The 17,554-nt window shown below is 71.2% G+C and carries 15 protein-coding genes and 1 tRNA gene; 10 read left to right on the forward strand and 6 right to left on the reverse strand.

From position 1 onward, the window contains the following. Positions 1–11: 11 nt before the first annotated feature. The 3 genes from Q0D75_RS08010 to Q0D75_RS08020 form a co-directional block, all read right to left on the reverse strand. Positions 12–872, reverse strand: coding sequence for an arginase family protein (locus tag Q0D75_RS08010; protein WP_291051494.1), 861 nt, complete (start codon positions 870–872; stop codon positions 12–14). Positions 873–882: 10 nt separating this feature from the next. Continuing rightward, the gene (locus tag Q0D75_RS08015; RefSeq protein WP_291051496.1) at positions 883–1,638 is read right to left on the reverse strand and encodes a PspA/IM30 family protein; all 756 of its coding nucleotides are present in this window, start codon (positions 1,636–1,638) and stop codon (positions 883–885) included. A gap of 116 nt (positions 1,639–1,754) precedes the next feature. Next, on the reverse strand, positions 1,755–3,854 hold the full coding sequence (locus Q0D75_RS08020; RefSeq protein WP_291051518.1) for a TPM domain-containing protein: 2,100 nt from the start codon (positions 3,852–3,854) through the stop codon (positions 1,755–1,757). A 213-nt stretch (positions 3,855–4,067) separates the two neighbouring features. Here Q0D75_RS08020 and Q0D75_RS08025 point away from each other — a divergent pair, with 213 nt between their 5' ends. Both Q0D75_RS08025 and Q0D75_RS08030 read left to right on the forward strand, forming a co-directional pair. Next, positions 4,068–4,799 carry a gamma-glutamyl-gamma-aminobutyrate hydrolase family protein gene (locus Q0D75_RS08025; RefSeq protein WP_291051521.1) on the forward strand — a complete coding sequence of 244 codons (732 nt, stop codon included), beginning with the start codon at positions 4,068–4,070 and terminating at the stop codon, positions 4,797–4,799. A gap of 178 nt (positions 4,800–4,977) precedes the next feature. After that, complete coding sequence (locus Q0D75_RS08030; RefSeq protein ID WP_291051524.1) at positions 4,978–6,282, forward strand: C40 family peptidase; 1,305 nt, start codon at positions 4,978–4,980, stop codon at positions 6,280–6,282. 4 nt (positions 6,283–6,286) lie between these two features. Here Q0D75_RS08030 and Q0D75_RS08035 read toward each other — a convergent pair whose 3' ends face one another. Beyond that, on the reverse strand, positions 6,287–6,499 hold the full coding sequence (locus tag Q0D75_RS08035; protein ID WP_291051526.1) for a DUF2188 domain-containing protein: 213 nt from the start codon (positions 6,497–6,499) through the stop codon (positions 6,287–6,289). A gap of 190 nt (positions 6,500–6,689) precedes the next feature. Continuing rightward, positions 6,690–6,762, reverse strand: a tRNA-Arg gene (locus Q0D75_RS08040). Positions 6,763–6,842: 80 nt separating this feature from the next. Here Q0D75_RS08040 and Q0D75_RS08045 point away from each other — a divergent pair. From Q0D75_RS08045 to Q0D75_RS08055, 3 genes are all read left to right on the forward strand, one after another. Next, the gene (locus tag Q0D75_RS08045; RefSeq protein WP_291051529.1) at positions 6,843–7,637 is read left to right on the forward strand and encodes a transglutaminase family protein; all 795 of its coding nucleotides are present in this window, start codon (positions 6,843–6,845) and stop codon (positions 7,635–7,637) included. A 50-nt stretch (positions 7,638–7,687) separates the two neighbouring features. After that, entirely contained in the window at positions 7,688–9,346 is a 1,659-nt protein-coding gene (gene argS / locus Q0D75_RS08050) for an arginine--tRNA ligase (protein ID WP_291051532.1), read from the forward strand. 158 nt (positions 9,347–9,504) lie between these two features. Further along, the gene (locus Q0D75_RS08055; protein ID WP_291051535.1) at positions 9,505–10,299 is read left to right on the forward strand and encodes a DUF2993 domain-containing protein; all 795 of its coding nucleotides are present in this window, start codon (positions 9,505–9,507) and stop codon (positions 10,297–10,299) included. Here the strand turns inward: Q0D75_RS08055 and Q0D75_RS08060 are convergent. Further along, positions 10,296–10,895 (reverse strand): GNAT family protein, encoded by a 600-nt coding sequence (locus Q0D75_RS08060; protein WP_291051538.1) that lies wholly within the window; start codon positions 10,893–10,895, stop codon positions 10,296–10,298. The two genes, Q0D75_RS08055 and Q0D75_RS08060, sit on opposite strands and share 4 nt — an antisense overlap. Before the next feature lie 263 nt (positions 10,896–11,158). Between Q0D75_RS08060 and lysA the strand changes: the two genes are divergently transcribed. From lysA to Q0D75_RS08085, 5 genes are all read left to right on the forward strand, one after another. Then, positions 11,159–12,586, forward strand: a complete 1,428-nt coding sequence (gene lysA / locus Q0D75_RS08065) for a diaminopimelate decarboxylase (protein WP_291051541.1) — start codon at positions 11,159–11,161, stop codon at positions 12,584–12,586. Beyond that, the gene (locus Q0D75_RS08070) at positions 12,583–13,944 is read left to right on the forward strand and encodes a homoserine dehydrogenase (protein ID WP_291051544.1); all 1,362 of its coding nucleotides are present in this window, start codon (positions 12,583–12,585) and stop codon (positions 13,942–13,944) included. The genes lysA and Q0D75_RS08070 overlap by 4 nt, the downstream gene beginning before the upstream one ends. Beyond that, positions 13,944–15,077, forward strand: coding sequence for a threonine synthase (gene thrC, locus Q0D75_RS08075; RefSeq protein WP_291051547.1), 1,134 nt, complete (start codon positions 13,944–13,946; stop codon positions 15,075–15,077). Before Q0D75_RS08070 ends, thrC begins: the two co-directional genes overlap by 1 nt. Next, positions 15,074–16,006, forward strand: a complete 933-nt coding sequence (gene thrB / locus Q0D75_RS08080; RefSeq protein ID WP_291051551.1) for a homoserine kinase — start codon at positions 15,074–15,076, stop codon at positions 16,004–16,006. Before thrC ends, thrB begins: the two co-directional genes overlap by 4 nt. Before the next feature lie 219 nt (positions 16,007–16,225). Next, the coding region (locus tag Q0D75_RS08085) for a Rho termination factor N-terminal domain-containing protein (protein WP_291051553.1) at positions 16,226–17,554 on the forward strand (1,329 nt) is incomplete at its 3' end.

Raw genomic sequence — 17,554 nt, forward strand, 5'->3', positions numbered from 1 at the left:
GATACGCGGGTTCAGCGCACGAGTGCCGACACGATCCGCAGGATCGCGGGCAGGTCGTCGACCGAGGCCTCGGGTGCCGAGGGCGCGAACTCGGTGATGCCGGCGCCGGCCAGCGGGAACTGCTCGCGCAGTGCCCGGATGGCGGCGGTCAACTGGGCGGTCGTGACCCCGAACGGCTCGGGAAAGGCCACGCCGTCGATCTCGCTCGGGTCGAGCACGTCGAGATCGACGTGCAGGTAGACGGAGGTCGCACCGGTGGCGCGCACCGCGTCGACCAGGCCCTGCGGATCGGCCAGCTCGGCAGGGGAGAGCACTGCGAGGCCGCCGGCCTCCAGGTACTCGGCCTCGGCGTCGTCGAGCGCGCGCGTGCCCGCGAAGACCACCCGTGAGGGATCGATCACAGGGGCCGGCGCGAGCCCGGGGGGACCGTCGCCGAGGAGGGTGCGCACCACCATCCCGTGGAACGCTCCGGATGGCGAACTCTCGGGCGTGTTCAGGTCGCCGTGCGCGTCGAACCACACGAGCGCTGTCTGAGGTGCGGAGGCGAGCGCGTGACGCACCGCCGCGAACTCCACGCCGCAGTCGCCGCCGATCACGATCGGCACGTTTCCCGAGGGTCCGTCGACGGAGCCGCCGATGCCGGCGCTCACCTCGCGGAGCGCGGCATCCGTCGCCTCCACGATCACGGCGATCGACGAGAACCGGTGAACCCCCGTCTCCAGGGACTCACCGGCTCCCGCCGGAATCTCCACCACGGTGGTCGCCGCCGCCGGCAGGTCGCCGCGGATCGCCTCGGCCCCGTCGATCAGCCGCATCGCGCGGCTGGATCCCGAGCCCTGCCAGGCGGGCACGACGACGAAGCGCGCGGCCATGCGACGGGCCCTACTCGCCGCTCGTGACGGCCTGCGGGGCCGATCCCGAACCCGAGCCGGCCTTGAGGGCGGCCAGGCGGGCCTCGACCTCGGTGAGCTCACCCAGGTCGTCCAGGCTCTCGAACTGCGAGTCGAGGTTGGAGGCGTTCAGCTCCTCCTGGCCGCGCACGCGGGCCTCCTCGCGCCGGATCTTGTCCTCGAAGCGGCCGAGGTCGCTCGAGGGGTCGAGCACGTTGATGTTCTTCAGCGCATCCTGAACCTGGCCCTGGGCCTCGGCCGTCTTGGCACGGGCCACGAGGTTGTCACGCTTGGACTTCAGCTGGCTCAGCTTCTCCTTCATGGAGGCCAGGCCCGACTTCAGCTTCTCGACCGACTCGGTCTGCGAGGCGATCGAGGGCTCGGCGTCCTTCGCCTCCTTCTCGGCCTGCAGCTGGCGGGTGAGCGCCACCTTGGCGAGGGCGTCGAACTTGTCGGCGTCGACGGTGTTGCCGGCGGCGCGGAACTCGTCGCCCTTGGTGCTCGCCGCGAGGGCCTTGCGACCCCAGTCCGCAGCCGCGGCCACGTCTTCGCGGTGGTCGTCTTCGAGCAGGCGCAGGTTGCCGATGGTCTGGGCGATGGCGCTCTCGGCGTCGGCGATGTTCGAGGTGAAGTCGCGCACCAGCTGATCGATCATCAGCTGGGGGTCTTCGGCCTGATCGATGAGGGCGTTGATGTTGGCCTTGGCGAGCTGGGCGATGCGCCCGAAGATCGACTGCTTGTTGGACATCGTGGTCTCCTTTTGTTGCGTGGTCTGGTGTGTGATGCGAGTGGGGGTGCTGAGAATGCGGGGGCGCCGGATGATTCCGGGGAGGTCTCAGGGCGACCCGTGATGCGGATGCGTGCTCAGAATCGGCCTCCGCCTCCGCGACGGCCGCCTCCGCTGGAGCGGCTGCCGCCACTGGAACGCCGGCTGCTGGAACTGCTGCTGCGGCTGCTGCCTCCGCGGCTCCCGCCGCCCCAGCCGCCGCCCCAGGAGGAGCCGCCGCCGCTGTAGCCGCCGCCTCCGCCGCCTCCGCCGAGGAGGTTGCCGAGCAGGCCGCCGAGCAGCGCGCCGTTGAAGTCGCTGCCGCCGCCGGAGCTCGATCCGCCGTAGCCGCCCTCCGACGACTGCGCCCACGACACGTCCTGCTGGGCCGAGGCCGAGGCGCGGGAGGCGAGCTGCGAGGCCGTGGTGGCTTCGCGCAGCGAGCCCTCGGGATCGGCGATCGCGATCGCGACGGCCTGGTCGAGATGCCGCTGGGCTTCGGAGAGCCGGGTGCGGGCATCCGGGCCGACCGCCCCGCGACGGGTCTGCAGGTAGGCGGCCGCCTGCGCGACCTCGCTCTGCGCTCCGGCGATGGCGCGGTCCCGCTGGGCGGTGACCCGGGCGATCCGCTCCTGCTCGCCGCGCACGGCGGCGAGGGCCTGATCCAGGGGCACATCGGCCTTCTCCAGCGCCAGGCGGGCGTTGAGCGGATCGCGGGCGCCCATCGAGCGGGCGCGCTGCAGTTCGACTCCGACCGCGCTCGAGAGCGAGGCGAAGGCGGGGTCGGTCGCGCTGCCGGGGGAGGCGGATGCTGTGGCCTGCAGGCGGGCGACGTCGGCGAGATCCTGCTCGGCGTCAGCGATCGCCGCGCTGAGGGCGCTGCCGGCGGCGGTCAGGTCGGTCTCGAGTGCGGTCACCGCCGTGGCGAGGGTCTGCGCCTGGGCGATGGCCTGGCGGGCGGTGCGGATCTTGAGGGCGGCCGAGGCGCCATCGCCCGCCGTCACCGCAGCGGCGGCCTCGGCGATCTGCGACTCGGCGAACACGCGCAGCTGGTCGATCTGCTCGGCACTGCCGCCGACGCTGGTGAGGGCGGGCGCGTCATAGGCCTGGCTCAGTCGCAGCAGCCGCTCGCGCGCCGCTGCACCGCCGGTGGCGATGGCGGCCAGTTCCGCTCGGGCCGTCTCCAGGGCGGGTGCCGGATCGCGCTCCACGTCCCGTAGCGCGGTGAACGCGGCGAGCTGCTCGTCGAGGGCGTCGGAGGCCTGGTCGCAGATCGCGATGATCTGCTCCGACCAGCTGCGGCGTTCCTCCGCGGTGTCGGGCACGGCGTCGTCGAGTTTCTGCTTGAGGGTGAAGGCCTGCGAGAGCGAGGCCTTCACCGTGGCCAGGGTCTCCGAGAAGCCCTTGGTGGCCTCGGCGCCGAACTGCGCGACGGCGAATCCCAGCTCTTCGTCGCTCGAGGTGACGGCGTCGTCGAGGTCGACCAGCACGGCGCCGACCTGCTGGTCGAGCTCCTTCTGGGTGGGGCCGGCCGCGACGGCCGCCGCCGTGTCGCGGGCGTCGAGCTTCTTGCGCCGGCGCACCAGGAAGAAGATCAGGCCGCCGAGCACGAGCAGGATGATGACGATCGCGATCACCCACGACGAGACGCCGAAGCCGCTCCCGCCGGCATCCGAGGAGGATGACGAGCCGCCGCCGAGTTCGTCGCCGAACCCTTCGGCGGCCGCGACGGCCGCGCCCGCCCAGTCGCTGTCGCGCAGCTGCGGCACGATGTCGTCGTTCTCGATGCTGCTCAACTGGGCGTCCGAGAGCGCGAAGTCGGCGTCGACCGAGAGCTGGTAGACCCGGTCGTCGACGGCAACCGCGAGCAGCACGTCGTTGGTGCCGAACTGGTTCTGGTTCGCGACATCCGTGGCCCATTGCTGGCGGTCGGAGGGGTTCGTGAACGAATCGGTGTAGACCACGAAGAGGTTCACACCGTGCTCGGTAGCGAGGGTGTCGATCGCATCCTGCACCGTGCTCTGGTCCGAGCCCAGAACGCCGGCCTCGTCGACGATGTAGCGGCCGTTCAGATCGACCGGATCCCCGGCGAAGGCGGGCGCGGCCGGGGCCAGCAGGGCGAAGCCGACCAGGGCGACGGCAGTGGCGACGAGGGTTCGGAGGGGCGCCGCTCGGCGCGTCCGGTGCGGGGGTCTCATTCCGATGAAGTCTAGGAGGGTCTCGCCGAAAACGTCTACGAAACTGGGTGTTCTCCCCACGATTCCCGGGAGCCTCGGATGTTGCGGGCCGCAGTGCGCCGTGAGGGTCGGCCGGGCGCCCTCGGGCCGCACCGCCCCTGGCGCACCGTCCGTATGTTGCACCGGGTTACGGGCGCGCGTGCATCCGGATGCGGCACTCGGCAGGATGGGGGGATGCCAGCCGCCCGCCTCAGCGTCGTCGTCGTGACGACCTCGCGCCCGCACGCGCCGGAGTACCAGCGGTACTCCGCTCTGCTGCTGCAGCGCGCGGTCGCGGCATCGCGGGCCGAGGGCTGGCAGGTCGACGTGATCGCCGCCCAGGAGGCGGGTCTGACCGGGTCGCTCCGGGCCGCCGACGGGTCGTCGGCGCTGCTGGTGCTGGGTGGCGAAGACATCGCCCCCGAGTTCTACGGCGGCGCCCGCGGGTACGCCGGTGAAGGCGCGCACGCCGAGCGAGCCGACGAGGCGCAGATCGCGCTGGTGCAGCGCGCCGTCGAGCGCGGTACCCCCGTGCTCGGGGTGTGCCGCGGCCATCAGGTCATCAACGTGGCGCTCGGCGGCACCCTGATCCAGGATCTCGGCGAACGCTCCTCGCACCGGCACGAAGACGTGCCGATCGAGTTCGTGATGGCCGACCATCTGGTGCGGATCGAGAACGGCAGCCGGCTGCACGCCCAGCTCGGCGACACCGCCACCACGCGCAGTGCCCACCACCAGGCCGTCGACCGGCTCGGGGCGTCTCTGCGCGGTGTGGCTACGGCATCCGACGGCCTCGTCGAGGCGATCGAGCACCGCGACGCCCCCGTGCTCGGCGTGCAGTGGCACCCCGAAGACCCGGGTGCGGTCTCGGGTCAGCTCGAGAGCCTTCTCGGCACCCTCGCGCAGGCGCGCGCCCTCGCGGCCTGACGCGCTTTCCACCCGCACCGCTCCTTCGGATCCCGTCTCGGCGACCGTCTTATACGCCTGCCTGCGCGAAAAAGTGTGTAAGAAACGCCGGGGAGTTGCTACTGTGGTCGATGTTGTTGCTGTTACGTGTGTTACTGATGTGATTCAGGGCCGCGTCACTCGATCGTTCGGGGGAGTCATGCGGGCCACCGCTCCAGTCGTGCCGGCCAGGAGGCGCTTCGCCGCGGCCGTGGCCTTCGTGGGCGCCGTCGCGCTCGGGTCGACCCTCTTTCTCACCACCCCCGCCTCGGCCACGAACTACCCCTCGTGGGACGACGTGGTGGCTGCGAAGGCCAGCACCGATGCCACGGCCTCGAAGATCAGCGACATCCAGGGCCTCATCTCGGGCCTCGCCGCCGAGGTGGATGCGGCGCAGGCCGTGGCCGACCAGGCCTGGGCCGCCGACCAGGCCGCGCAGAACGCGCTGGCCGAGGGCACCCGCAGGTCCGACGAGCTCGCCGCACAGTCGGCCGAGGCGGCCACGCAGTCCGAAGCCTCCAACAAGCGCGCTGCCGCCCTGGCCGCGCAGTTCGCCCGCAGCGCCGGCAACGACCTCACCTCGCATCTGATGGTCTCCGGCAGCGACAGCGACGACCTGCTCTACCAGCTCGGCACCATGTCCAAGCTGAGCGAGACCAGTCAGGACGTGTTCGCGAAGGCCGAGCAGGACGCGAACACCGCCGACCTGCTCAGCCAGCAGGCCGCGGTCGCGAAGAGCAGCCTCGAGTCGCTCGCCACCGCTGCCGCCGCTTCGCTGCAGTCGGCCATCGACGCGCAGAAGGTCGTGCAGTCGGCCCTGATCGAGCAGCAGAACCACGAGGCGGAGCTCACCGTGCAGCTCGCCGCCCTGCAGCAGAACAGCATCACCACCGAGGCCCAGTACAACGCCGGCGTCGAGGCCGAGCGGCAGCGTCAGCTCGCCGAGGAGAAGGCGCGTGCCGACGCCGCTGCGGCCGCTGCTGCTGCGGCGGAAGCGGCCGAGGAGGCGAGCGGCGGCTCCGGCGGTTCCGACTCGGGTTCCTCCGATTCCGGGTCCGGCTCGGGCTCGTCCGGCGGTGGCGGCGGCGGTGGGGGCATCAACGTCTCGCCGCCCGCGCAGACCTACAGCGGAGAGGCCGTGGTCGCCTACGCCGAGCAGTTCGTCGGCGTGGTGCCCTACGGCTGGGGCGCCGATCCCAGCGACAGTTTCGGCTGCGACGGCCTCACCCAGTACGTCTACGGCCAGTTCGGCATCTCGCTGCCCCGCCTGGTGAGCGCTCAGGCGCGGATGGGCGTGCAGGTCTCGCCGCAGAACGCCCAGGCCGGCGACCTCGTCGTCTGGCCGGGAGCGCACATCGGCATCTACGACGGCCAGGGCGGCGTCATCCATTCGCCCGACTGGGGTCGCTACGTGACGCACGCCACCAACCTCTGGGGCTCGTACTACTTCGTCCGGCTGGTGTAGCCGCTCACACCTCGGTGGGCGCCGAGGCGTAGCTGGTCACCGATTCCACGGTGCCGTCCGCGTTCTTCACGATGTGGTCGCAGTGCCGGGTTCTCGCCCAGGTGCGCCCTTCGGCGATCGCCTGGCTGCGGATGACGTGGGTGGAGAGGTCGCTCTCCTCGCCCTGCATCCGGTTGTGCCACATGTTGTGGCTGCGGTAGGTCTCGACGGCGTCCATGCTCTCGGATCCTTCTTCATCGACGGATGACGCGGATGGGTCGTCCGCGCCCGACGCGGATGGGTGGTCCGCGTGGCGGCATCCTACCGCCGATGCGGCCCGAAAAGACCTGAGACGGCCGAATGGCCCTCGCGCCGCAGGAGCGGCGGCGCGATGTAGGCACATGGCGGCGGCGCGATATGAATACGTGTGCCCCCAGTAGGATTTGAACCTACGGCCTTCTGCTCCGGAGGCAGACGCTCTATCCCCTGAGCTATGGGGGCTCGGGGTGCTCGTCAAGGTTAGCAGGCCGCCGGGGCCGTTTCGGTCATCGGATGCGGCCCGAGCGTGTCAGGATTTGACCATGCAGCGATCCGTCTCCGTCCGCATCGACGCCACCGTCGATCTCGGCACCACCGTCGTGTTCTCCATCGCCGCCGCGCAGAGCGTGCCGCTGCTGCGCGAGCGGATCGAGTACGCCGTCGACGGCGAGCCGATCGAACCCACCGAGCTGCTGGATCAGCACGGCACCCGCCTGCACCGGTTCGCCGTGCCGGCCGGCAGCTTCACGGCCAACTACGAGGCCGTGGTCGACGGGCAGGCCGAGCCGGCCCCGGTCGAGCCGGTCGACCTCATCCGCTACCTGCGCCCGAGCCGCTACTGCGAGTCCGACACCCTGATGCCCACGGCGCTGGGGGAGTTCCGGGGCCTGACCGGACGCACCCTGCTCGAGGCGGTCAGCTCGTGGGTGGGTTCCGAGCTGCGGTACGTTCCCGGGTCGAGCCTGCCGACGGATGGCGCCGTGCAGACCCTGCTGCTGCGTCAGGGCGTCTGCCGTGATTACGCGCACCTCGTGATCGCGCTGCTGCGGGCGCTGGACGTACCGGCCCGTCTGGTGTCGGTGTACGCACCCGGCCTGTATCCGATGGACTTCCACGCCGTGGCCGAGGCCTACGTCGACGGCGCCTGGAACGTGGTCGACGCCACCACGCTGGCGCCCCGCAGCACCCTGGTGCGGATCGCCACGGGCCGCGATGCCGCCGACACCGCCTTCCTCACCAACCACGGCGGCAACCTGGTGCTCGATCACTTCGAGGTCACCGCGGTCGCCGACATCCTGCCCACCGATGACCTCATGCAGCTGGTTGCCCTGCGCTGACGCGCGCACGAGAGGGCCTGGCCCGCGCGGGAGCGGTAGGATCGTACGCCGTGACTCCTGAAGCCCTCTCCGCTCATCTGTTCGCCATCGTGAGCGAGCGCCTGTCCGCCGTCGACGGCGTCTCCATCACCGAATCGGATGCGGCACTCGAGCGCCCGCGCAACCGCGACCACGGCGACTGGGCCTCCAACATCGCCATGAAGCTGGCCAAGAGGCTCGGCACCAACCCGCGTGAGTTCGCGCTCGAGCTGGTGCCGGCGATCCAGGCGATCGACGGCGTGGCCGCGGTCGACGTGGCGGGCCCGGGCTTCATCAACATCACCCTCGACACGGCGGCGGCGGGCGAGATCGCGCGCACCGTCCTCGAGGCGGGGGAGTCGTACGGCCACAACGCCGTGCTCGCCGGTCACACCATCAACATGGAGTTCGTCTCGGCCAACCCCACCGGCCCGCTGCACATCGGCCACACCCGCTGGGCGGCGCTCGGCGACTCGATCGCCCGGGTGCTGAAGGCATCCGGAGCCGAGGTCTCGACCGAGTACTACATCAACGACGCCGGCAGCCAGATGGACATGTTCGGTCTCTCGGTGCTCGCGGCCGCCAAGGGCGAGCCGACCCCCGAGAAGGGCTACCCCGGGCCCTACATCGGCGAGCTCGCCAAGCAGGTGCTGGCCGCCGTGCCCGACCTGCTCGACAAGCCGCACGACGAGGCCGTGGCCATCGCCCGCGACACCGCCTACGAGCTGCAGATGGCCGAGATCAAGCACTCGCTCGAGACCTTCCACGTGCACTTCGACGTGTTCTTCTCCGAGCGCACCCTGCATGCTCCGGATGCCGTCACCGGCAAGACGGCGATCGACGACGCGGAGGAGCGGCTGCGCGCCCAGGGCCACGTGTTCGAGGCCGACGACGCCGTGTGGGTGCGCACCACCGACTTCGGCGACGACAAAGACCGCGTGCTCACCCGCGGCAACGGCATCGTCACCTACTTCGCCGCGGACGCCGCGTATTACCTCTCCAAGAAAGACCGCGGCTTCCCCGAGAAGATCTACCTGCTCGGCGCCGACCACCATGGCTACGTGGGGCGCCTCAAGGCGCTGGCCGCGGCGGCCGGAGACGATCCCGATACCGGCCTCTCGGTGCTGATCGGCCAGCTGGTGAACCTGAACGGCGCGAAGCTCTCCAAGCGCGCCGGCAACATCATCGAGCTCGACGACCTGCTCAGCTGGATCGGCGCCGACGCCCTGCGCTTCTGGCTGGCCCGGTATCCGGCCGACTCGCCGCTCGCGCTCGACGGCGAGAAGCTGCGTTCGCGCACCAACGACAACCCGGTCTTCTACGTACAGTACGCGCACGCCCGCACCCGCTCGGTGGCGCGCAACGCCGCCGCGGCAGGGGTCACGCGGGACGACTTCGAGCCTTCGCTGCTGGTGCACCCCACCGAGACCGCACTGCTCGGTGCGCTGCAGGAGTTCCCGCGGATCGTGGCGCACTCCGCCGAGCTGCGGGAGCCCCACCGCGTGGCCCGCTACCTCGAGGAGCTCGCCGGCTACTACCACCGCTGGTACGACGCCTGCCGCGTGCTGCCGCTCGGCGAGGAGCCCATCACCCCCGTGCACGGCACCCGCCTCTGGCTGAACGACGCCACCGGCCAGGTCATCCGCAACGGCCTCGACCTGATCGGCGTCTCCGCTCCCGACCGCATGTAGCCTTCCGTCCCGTTGCGCCAGAGATGGAGCGCGCGCCCTCCTTCGGGCTGAGACTCCGTCGTCCGGCCTCTGCGGCGGGATCCTCCGTCGTTACGGACGGGGGTCGGGGCCGGGGGTGCTGCCCGGGTCGTCGGGGAAGCCCGTGCCAGGATGGGGGCATGAGCGCCGAGTACCCCACCGTGCCCCTGCCCGACGCGCAGCCGGCGGCGGCCGCGGCGCCGCCGAGGCGCCGCAAGCGCTGGGTGTGGTGGCTGATCGGTGCGGTCGTGCTGCTCGCGGTGCTCGTCGTCGTGGCCGACATCGGCTTCCGGGCCTACGCGCAGGGGCAGGCGGAGGCCGAGATCCAGACGCAGCTTCCCGACTCGGTCGACGGCGACGTGCACATCGCGATCGGCGGCTTCTCCTTCCTGGCCCAGCTGGCCGCCGGCACGTTCGACGAGGTGACGGTGGATGCCCCGTCCCTCACGGTCGACGGCGTCCCCGTCGAGGCGCACGTCGTCGCCACCGGCGTGCCCACCGACTTCGCGAAGCCGGTCGGCGACATCCAGGCCACCCTCACGCTCGACCAGGCGGCCGTGAACGACGTCGTCCAGCTTCCGGACGGCGCCACCCTCGAGCTCGGCGACGGCGACGTCTCCTACGACGGCGAGGCCTCGGTCTTCGGCCTGCCCATCGGCTTCCGCGTCACCGGTGCGGTGCAGGCGGGCGGTGACACCGTCACGATCGAGCCGACCGGCATCGCGGTCACCCAGGGCAGCACCTCGCTCGACCTCTCGAAACTGCTCCCGGGTGTCGCGAAGTCGCCCATCACGGTCTGCGTCGCGCAGTACCTCCCGCAGGGCGCCTCCGTCGATACCCTCACGGTCACGCCCGGCACGGTCACCGCCGAACTCAGCGCCCAGCAGTTCGTGCTCGGAGAGGAGAGCCTGCGCACGCTCGGCACCTGCGGCTAGCGCGAGTTGCCGAAGGTGAGGCGCTCCTGGAGCCCGTATCTCACCGTCGGCCATTCCCCGTCGATGATGGAGTAGACCACCGTGTCGCGAACGGTTCCGTTCTCGAAGACCGTGTGATTGCGCAGCACGCCGTCCTGCTTCGCGCCGAGCTTCTCGATAGCCGCCCGTGACTGCCGGTTGTGCCAGTGCGCCCGGAACTCCACCGCCCCGCAGCCCAGCTCGTCGAAGGCCCGACTCAGAAGCAGAAGTTTGGCTGCGGTGTTGATGCCCGTGCGTTGCGCACCGACGCCGAGCCACGTGGAGCCGATCTCCAGGCGCCGATTCGCCGGTTCGATCGCGAGATACCCCGTCATCCCCACGGCGCGGCCGGAAACCGCATCGATCACGGCCCAGGGAACCATCGACCCTTCCGCGTGGGCGGAGCGGCGCTTCCGGATCGTCGCGGACATGGTGTCCGGAGAGGGGATGTGGGTGTACCACGCCCGCCAGAGGTCGTCCACGCGCACGGCGTCCACCAGGTCGTCGTGGTGCGCATCGCTCAGCGGCTCCAGCTGCACGAACTCGTTGCGGAGGACGGGGGCGGCGAGGAAGTCCACCGTCCGATCCTACGAGCTCGACGCGCCGCGACGAAGAAACCGTCACCGTTCGGCGCACGCCCCGGGTGCGCCCGCGGCCGGAGGGCCCGGCCGTCACATGACGGCTGCGGCATCCGTCGCCCGCTAAGATCGTCGGTACGTCCGGGTGATCATCCCCCGGAGCCGGCTTCAGGGACCAAGCCAGGTCCGCTCGCCCCTTGTGCCGCCGCGGCACGCGCCCGAGACCCCGCCGAGGGTCGACGACACAGCAAAGGGATCCGTCCATGACCTCCAGCCCGCTCGCGCCCGAGTGGCTCGACCACCCGGCCGACGCGAACGACCTCCCGGCCGCCATCTGGCCGCGCTCCGCGGCCCGCACCGCGACCGGCGAGATCGAGATCGGCGGCCTCGCCGCGCCCGCTCTCGCCGAGCGCTTCGGCACGCCCCTCTACGTGATCGACGAGCAGGATGCCCGCTCCCGCGCCCGCGAGGTGCGCGAGGCCTTCCAGGCCGAGGCCGCGAACGCCGGCACCACCGCGACGGTCTACTACGCGGGCAAGGCGTTCCTCAGCATCGAGGTCGTGCGCTGGATGGTGCAGGAGGGCCTCTCGATCGACGTCTGCAGCGGCGGTGAGCTCGCGGTCGCCCTGGCCGCGGGAGCGGATCCGGCGCACATCGGGCTGCACGGCAACAACAAGTCGCTCGACGAGATCGACCGCGCGGTCGCCGCGGGCGTCGGCGCCATCGTGATCGACAGTGCCATCGAGATCGAGCGCGTGGCCGAGGCCGCCGCCCGGCACGGTCGCGTGCAGGGGGTGCGGCTGCGCGTGAACAGCGGTGTGCACGCGCACACGCACGACTTCCTGGCCACCGCCCACGAAGACCAGAAGTTCGGCGTGCGCCTGGAGCAGGCCGCCGAGTACGTCGCCGCGATCCGCTCGCACGAGTCGCTGCGCTTTCGGGGCCTGCACTGCCACATCGGCTCGCAGATCTTCGGGGCCGCCGGCTTCGCCGAGTCGGCCGCGCGCCTCCTCGCCGTGCACGCCGAGCTGCTGGCGGGCGGCGAGGTGCCCGAGCTCAACCTCGGCGGCGGGTACGGCATCGCCTACACCGGAGCCGACGACCCGACCCCCATCGCCGAACTGGCCGCCGGCATCGTGGCCGCGGTCGCCGGGGAATGCGGCCGCCTCGGCATCGCGGTGCCCGGTCTGGCCTTCGAACCCGGCCGTGTCATCATCGGCAACGCCGGCGTCACGCTCTACACCGTCGGCACCGTGAAAGACGTGCTCGTGGGTCAGCACGACGGCACGGATGCGGTGCGCCGCTACGTGAGCGTCGACGGCGGGATGAGCGACAACCTGCGCCCCGCCCTCTACGGCGCCGACTACACGGTGCGCCTGGCGAGCCGCGAATCGGATGCCGACCCGGCCCTCGTGCGCCTCGCCGGCAAGCACTGCGAGAGCGGCGACATCGTCGTCTACGCCGACTACCTCCCGGGCGACGTGCAGCCGGGCGACCTGGTGAGCGTGCCGGCCACCGGCGCCTACTGCTGGTCGATGGCGAGCAACTACAACTACCTGGGGCGGCCCGCGGTCGTCGCGGTGTCGGAGGGCGAGGCCCGGGTGCTGATCCGGCGCGAGACCGAGCACGACCTGCTGTCCCGAGACGCGTCCTACCTACCCACCACCGCAGCAGAGGCAGTGAAGCCATGATCGAATACCGCAACCTCCGGATCGCCTTGCTCGGCGCCGGATCCGTCGGCTCGCAGGTCGCCCGCCTGCTGCTCGAGCACGGCGACGAGCTGGCGGCCCGTGTGGGCGCCGGGCTCGAGCTGATCGGGGTCGCCGTGCGCGACGTCGACGCCCCGCGCGACACCAGCATCCCCCGCCACCTGCTCACCACGGATGCCGCCACGCTCATCCAGTCCGCCGATGTGGTGATCGAGCTGATGGGCGGCATCGAGCCGGCCCGTGAGTACATCCTGCTCGCCATCAACTCCGGCGCCGACGTCGTCACCGGCAACAAGGCGCTGCTGGCCACCCACGGCCCCGAGCTGTTCGACGCCGCCGAGCAGGTGGGCGCCCAGCTCTACTACGAGGCCGCCGCCGGCGGGGCGATCCCGATCATCCGGCCGCTGCGCGACAGCCTGGCGGGCGACCGCGTGAACCGCGTGATGGGCATCGTGAACGGCACCACGAACTTCATCCTCGATCGGATGGACGTGGAGGGCGACACCTTCGAGAACGCCCTGGCCATCGCGACGGAGCTGGGCTACGCCGAGGCCGATCCGACCGCCGACGTGGAGGGCTACGACGCCGCGCAGAAGGCGGCCATCCTGGCCAGCCTCGCGTTCCATACCGCGGTTCCGGTCGAGGCCGTGCACCGCGAGGGGATGACCTCGGTCACCGCCGCGCAGGTCGTCGCCGCCCAGAAGGCCGGCTACGTGGTGAAGCTGCTCGCGATCTGCGAGCGGCTGACCGATCCGGAGACCGGCGTCGAGGGGGTCGTCGCACGCGTGCATCCAGCCCTGATCAGCCGGCGGCATCCGCTGGCCGCCGTGCACGACGCCAAGAACGCCGTGTTCGTGCAGGCCGAGGCCGCCGGAGACCTCATGTTCTACGGCGCGGGCGCGGGCGGGGTGGAGACGGCCTCGGCCGTGCTCGGCGACCTCGTGTCGGCGGCGCGCCGCCACGTCGCGGGCGGCCCGGGTGTGGGGGAGTCCACGCACGCGAACCTGCCGATCCTCGGCATCGGTGCGGTCAGCACGCGCTACCAGCTCACCCTGATCGTGGCCGACCAGCCCGGTGTGCTGGCCCAGATCGCCGGCGTGTTCAGCGAGCACGGCGTCTCGGTCGAGGCGTTGCAGCAGACGGTGCAGCCGGCCGCACCGTCGGTCCTGGCCGCCGCCGGGGCGCCGGGTCAGGCATCCGAGCCGCTCACCGCTACCCTTGTCATTGTCACGCACGAAGCCAGCGACGCCGCCCTGTCGGCGACGGTGGCGGCTGTTTCCTCCCACGACGCCGTCGTGCGGGTGGAATCGGTTCTACGAGTTGAAGGAGACACGCCCTAGTGGCCGACAGCACCCCCCGCATCCCTTCGCGCCAGTGGCGCGGCGTCCTCCACGAGTACGCCGACCGCCTGGGCATCACCGACGCCACCCCCGTGGTGACCCTGGGCGAGGGCGGCACGCCGCTCATCCCGGCGCCGGCGCTCTCCGCGCGCACCGGAGCGAAGGTCTTCGTCAAGTACGAGGGCATGAACCCCACGGGCTCCTTCAAAGACCGCGGCATGACCATGGCCATCTCCAAGGCCGTCGAGCACGGCGCCAAGGCCGTCATCTGCGCCTCCACCGGCAACACCTCGGCCTCGGCCGCCGCCTACGCCACCCACGCCGGCATCACCGCCGCCGTGCTGGTGCCCGAGGGCAAGATCGCGATGGGCAAGCTCAGCCAGGCCATCGCGCACAACGCGCAGCTGATCCAGGTGCAGGGCAATTTCGACGACTGCCTCGACCTCGCCCGCGAGCTCTCGGCGAACTACCCCGTGCACCTGGTGAACTCGGTCAACCCCGACCGCATCGCCGGCCAGAAGACCGCCGCCTACGAGGTGGTCGAGGTGCTGCAGGATGCGCCCGACTTCCACCTGCTGCCGGTCGGCAACGCGGGCAACTACACCGCGTACTCGCGCGGCTACACCGAAGAGCTCGAGCGCGGTGTCACCACCAAGCTGCCCCGCATGTTCGGCTTCCAGGCCGCCGGCTCCGCGCCGATCGTGCTCGGCCACGTCGTGAAGAACCCCGACACCATCGCCAGCGCGATCCGGATCGGCAACCCCGCCTCGTGGGAGCTGGCCCTGGCCGCCCGCGAGGCTACCGACGGCTACTTCGGCGCGATCTCCGACGAGCACATCCTCGAGGCGTACCGCATCCTCTCCGCCGAGGTCGGCATCTTCGTCGAGCCCGCCTCCGCGATCAGCGTCGCCGGCCTGCTCGAGCGCTCCGAAGCGGGCGTCATCCCGGCCGGCGCCACCGTGGTTCTCACGGTCACCGGCCACGGTCTGAAAGACCCGCAGTGGGCGCTGCGCACGGCCGACGGTTCCGACGTGACCCCCACGATCGTTCCCGTCGACGCCGCCGAGATCGCCGGTGTGCTCGGCCTGCAGCCCGCTGCTCCCGCCACGGCGGCGCAGGGCGACGCCTCGTGACCCTGCTCGGCCGTTCGGTCACGGTGCGGGTTCCGGCCACCACCGCGAATCTCGGTCCCGGTTTCGACACGCTGGGCCTCGCACTCGCGCTCTACGACGAACTGACCGTCACGGTGCGCGAGGAGCCCGGCGCGTTCGTCGACGTGCACGGCGTCGGCGCGGGCGAAGTGCCCACCGACTCCTCCAATCTCGTCGTGCAGGCCATCGCCCACACCTTCGCCGCCTACGGCCAGGAGCTGCCGGGCCTCCACCTCGACGCGAACAACGTCATCCCGCACGGCCGGGGCCTCGGCTCATCCGGCGCGGCGATCGTCTCGGGCATCATGGCGGCCAAGGGCCTGCTCACCGGCATCGTCGACATCGACCCGCTGGGTCTCCTGGCCCGGGCGACCGAGCTCGAGGGCCACCCCGACAACGTGGCCCCCGCGCTGTTCGGCGGTCTCACCATCGCCTGGACCACGCCCGAGGGCCCGCAGTTCAAGAAGCTCAACGTGCACCGCGGCGTGTCGCCGCTCGTGCTCGTGCCGCACGAGACCATGTCGACGGCGCTGGCCCGCAGCCTGCAGCCCGAATCGGTGCCGCACGCCGACGCCATCTTCAACGTCTCGCGCTCCACGCTCTTGATCGCCGCCCTCATCCAGAGCCCCGAGCTGCTGCTCGCGGCCACGGAGGACAAGCTGCACCAGAGCTACCGCGCGAGTGCGATGCCCGAGACGGATCGGCTGATCCAGGCGCTGCGGGCCGAGGGCTTCCCCGCCGTCGTCTCGGGAGCCGGCCCGAGCATCCTGGTGCTCTGCAGCGATCCCGGACAGCGACTGGAGGCGGCCGCGCTGGTCGAGGCCAAGGCCGCGACACCCTGGCAGTCCCTGGTTCTGGCCGTGGACTTCAAAGGTGCTACAGTGGTGCTGCACCCGGACGAAGTCAAGTAGACCTCAGTTTGCGGGCATCCCGATCCCTGAAGATCGAGTGCACGACAGCCTGAAGCAGCTTCGAATCCCGTCCCGGTCGTATTCCTCTTAAATCATCCTGCCGTGGCCCGGTGAACGGCCTCGTGTGAATCCTCCCGATTTCCACAGCCTTCGCGTACCGGCGCACGGTCAGTTCTCTGCCTGGCTTTTCGTAGCCGACAGGGGAAGGACACCATCTCCGTGACTGACGTCAACACCCGCGCCGACCTGTCGACCTTGAAGGTCTCCGAGCTCCAGGCGATCGCCGCCTCGCTCGGCATGTCCGGCGCCTCCAAGCTCCGCAAGGGCGAGCTCGTCGAGGCCATCCGCCTCGTGCAGGAGGGGGCCACCGAGCTCCCCGCCGGCTCGCCCGTGACCCTCGAGTTCCCCGTGGATGCTCCGGCCGAGGCCGTCGCCCCCACCATCGAGGAGTCCACTCCCGCCGAGGCCGCTCCGGCTGAGGCCGCTGCTGCCGAGCAGGCTCCGGATGCCGCTGCGGCACCCGCTGCCGACGAGGCTTCCGTGCCCGCTCCCGCCGTCGACGGGCCGATCGTGCCCGACGAACTGCTGCTGCCGGCTCCGGCCACCAGCTCCGCACCCAAGGAGCAGATCGTCATCGAACTGCCCGAGGGCCCGGTCTCGCCCAAGCGCCGCCCGTCTCGCCGGGTCACCACCGACCGCGTCTCCGCGGCCGGCCACGCCAACACCGACGGCGCCACCGAGGCCCCGATCCTGCCCGCCGCCGATGCACCGGCCCCGGTCTCCGGTTCTGACACCGCCGAGGGCGACGCCGCCGCCGGCGAAGGCCAGAACGAGCAGTCCGAGCGCCGTGAGGGCCGCGGACGCAACCGCAACCGTCGTGGCCGCGGCAACAACGACAACGCCGAGAACGGCAACGGCCAGAACAACGGTGGCCAGAACGGTGCCGCCCAGAACAACGGTGGCCAGAACGGCAACGCCCAGAACGCGCCCGCCCAGAACGGCAACGGCCAGAACGGCAACGCCGGCTCCGAGCAGGCCGACCGCAACCAGAACCAGCGCGGTGCGCAGAACGGCCGCAGCCAGGCCGCCGAGCGCGAGGCGCAGAAGCAGGACGCCGACGCCCAGCGCAGCCAGGGCCAGCAGAACCAGAACCAGGATCGCGGTCCGCAGCTGGACGGCGACGACCGCAACGACCGCGGAGCGCGCAACCGCTACCGCGACCGCAAGCGCCGCGGCCAGACCGGGGGCGACGAGATCGAGCCCGAGATCAGCGAAGACGACGTGCTGATCCCGGTCGCCGGCATCCTCGACATCCTCGACAACTACGCTTTCGTGCGCACCAGCGGCTACCTGCCGGGCAACAGCGACGTCTACGTCTCGCTCGGCCAGGTCAAGAAGTACAACCTGCGCAAGGGCGACGCGGTGGTCGGCAGCATCCGTCAGCCGCGTGAGGGCGACTCCAGCGGCCGCCAGAAGTACAACGCCATCGTGCGCATCGAGTCCATCAACGGCCTGCCCGTCGACGAGGCGCAGAACCGCGTCGGGTTC

The organism is Herbiconiux sp. (genome assembly GCF_023264855.1).
In the GTDB taxonomy this organism is placed as follows: Bacteria; Actinomycetota; Actinomycetes; order Actinomycetales; family Microbacteriaceae; genus Herbiconiux.

Coding starts and splice junctions, on each gene's coding strand:
- Q0D75_RS08010 (WP_291051494.1), bottom strand. CDS start 872: ATGGCCGCGCGCTTCGTCGTCGTGCCCGCCTGGCAGGGCTCGGGATCC.
- Q0D75_RS08015 (WP_291051496.1), bottom strand. CDS start 1,638: ATGTCCAACAAGCAGTCGATCTTCGGGCGCATCGCCCAGCTCGCCAAG.
- Q0D75_RS08020 (WP_291051518.1), bottom strand. CDS start 3,854: ATGAGACCCCCGCACCGGACGCGCCGAGCGGCGCCCCTCCGAACCCTC.
- Q0D75_RS08025 (WP_291051521.1), top strand. CDS start 4,068: ATGCCAGCCGCCCGCCTCAGCGTCGTCGTCGTGACGACCTCGCGCCCG.
- Q0D75_RS08030 (WP_291051524.1), top strand. CDS start 4,978: ATGCGGGCCACCGCTCCAGTCGTGCCGGCCAGGAGGCGCTTCGCCGCG.
- Q0D75_RS08035 (WP_291051526.1), bottom strand. CDS start 6,499: ATGGACGCCGTCGAGACCTACCGCAGCCACAACATGTGGCACAACCGG.
- Q0D75_RS08045 (WP_291051529.1), top strand. CDS start 6,843: ATGCAGCGATCCGTCTCCGTCCGCATCGACGCCACCGTCGATCTCGGC.
- Q0D75_RS08055 (WP_291051535.1), top strand. CDS start 9,505: ATGAGCGCCGAGTACCCCACCGTGCCCCTGCCCGACGCGCAGCCGGCG.
- lysA (WP_291051541.1), top strand. CDS start 11,159: ATGACCTCCAGCCCGCTCGCGCCCGAGTGGCTCGACCACCCGGCCGAC.
- Q0D75_RS08070 (WP_291051544.1), top strand. CDS start 12,583: ATGATCGAATACCGCAACCTCCGGATCGCCTTGCTCGGCGCCGGATCC.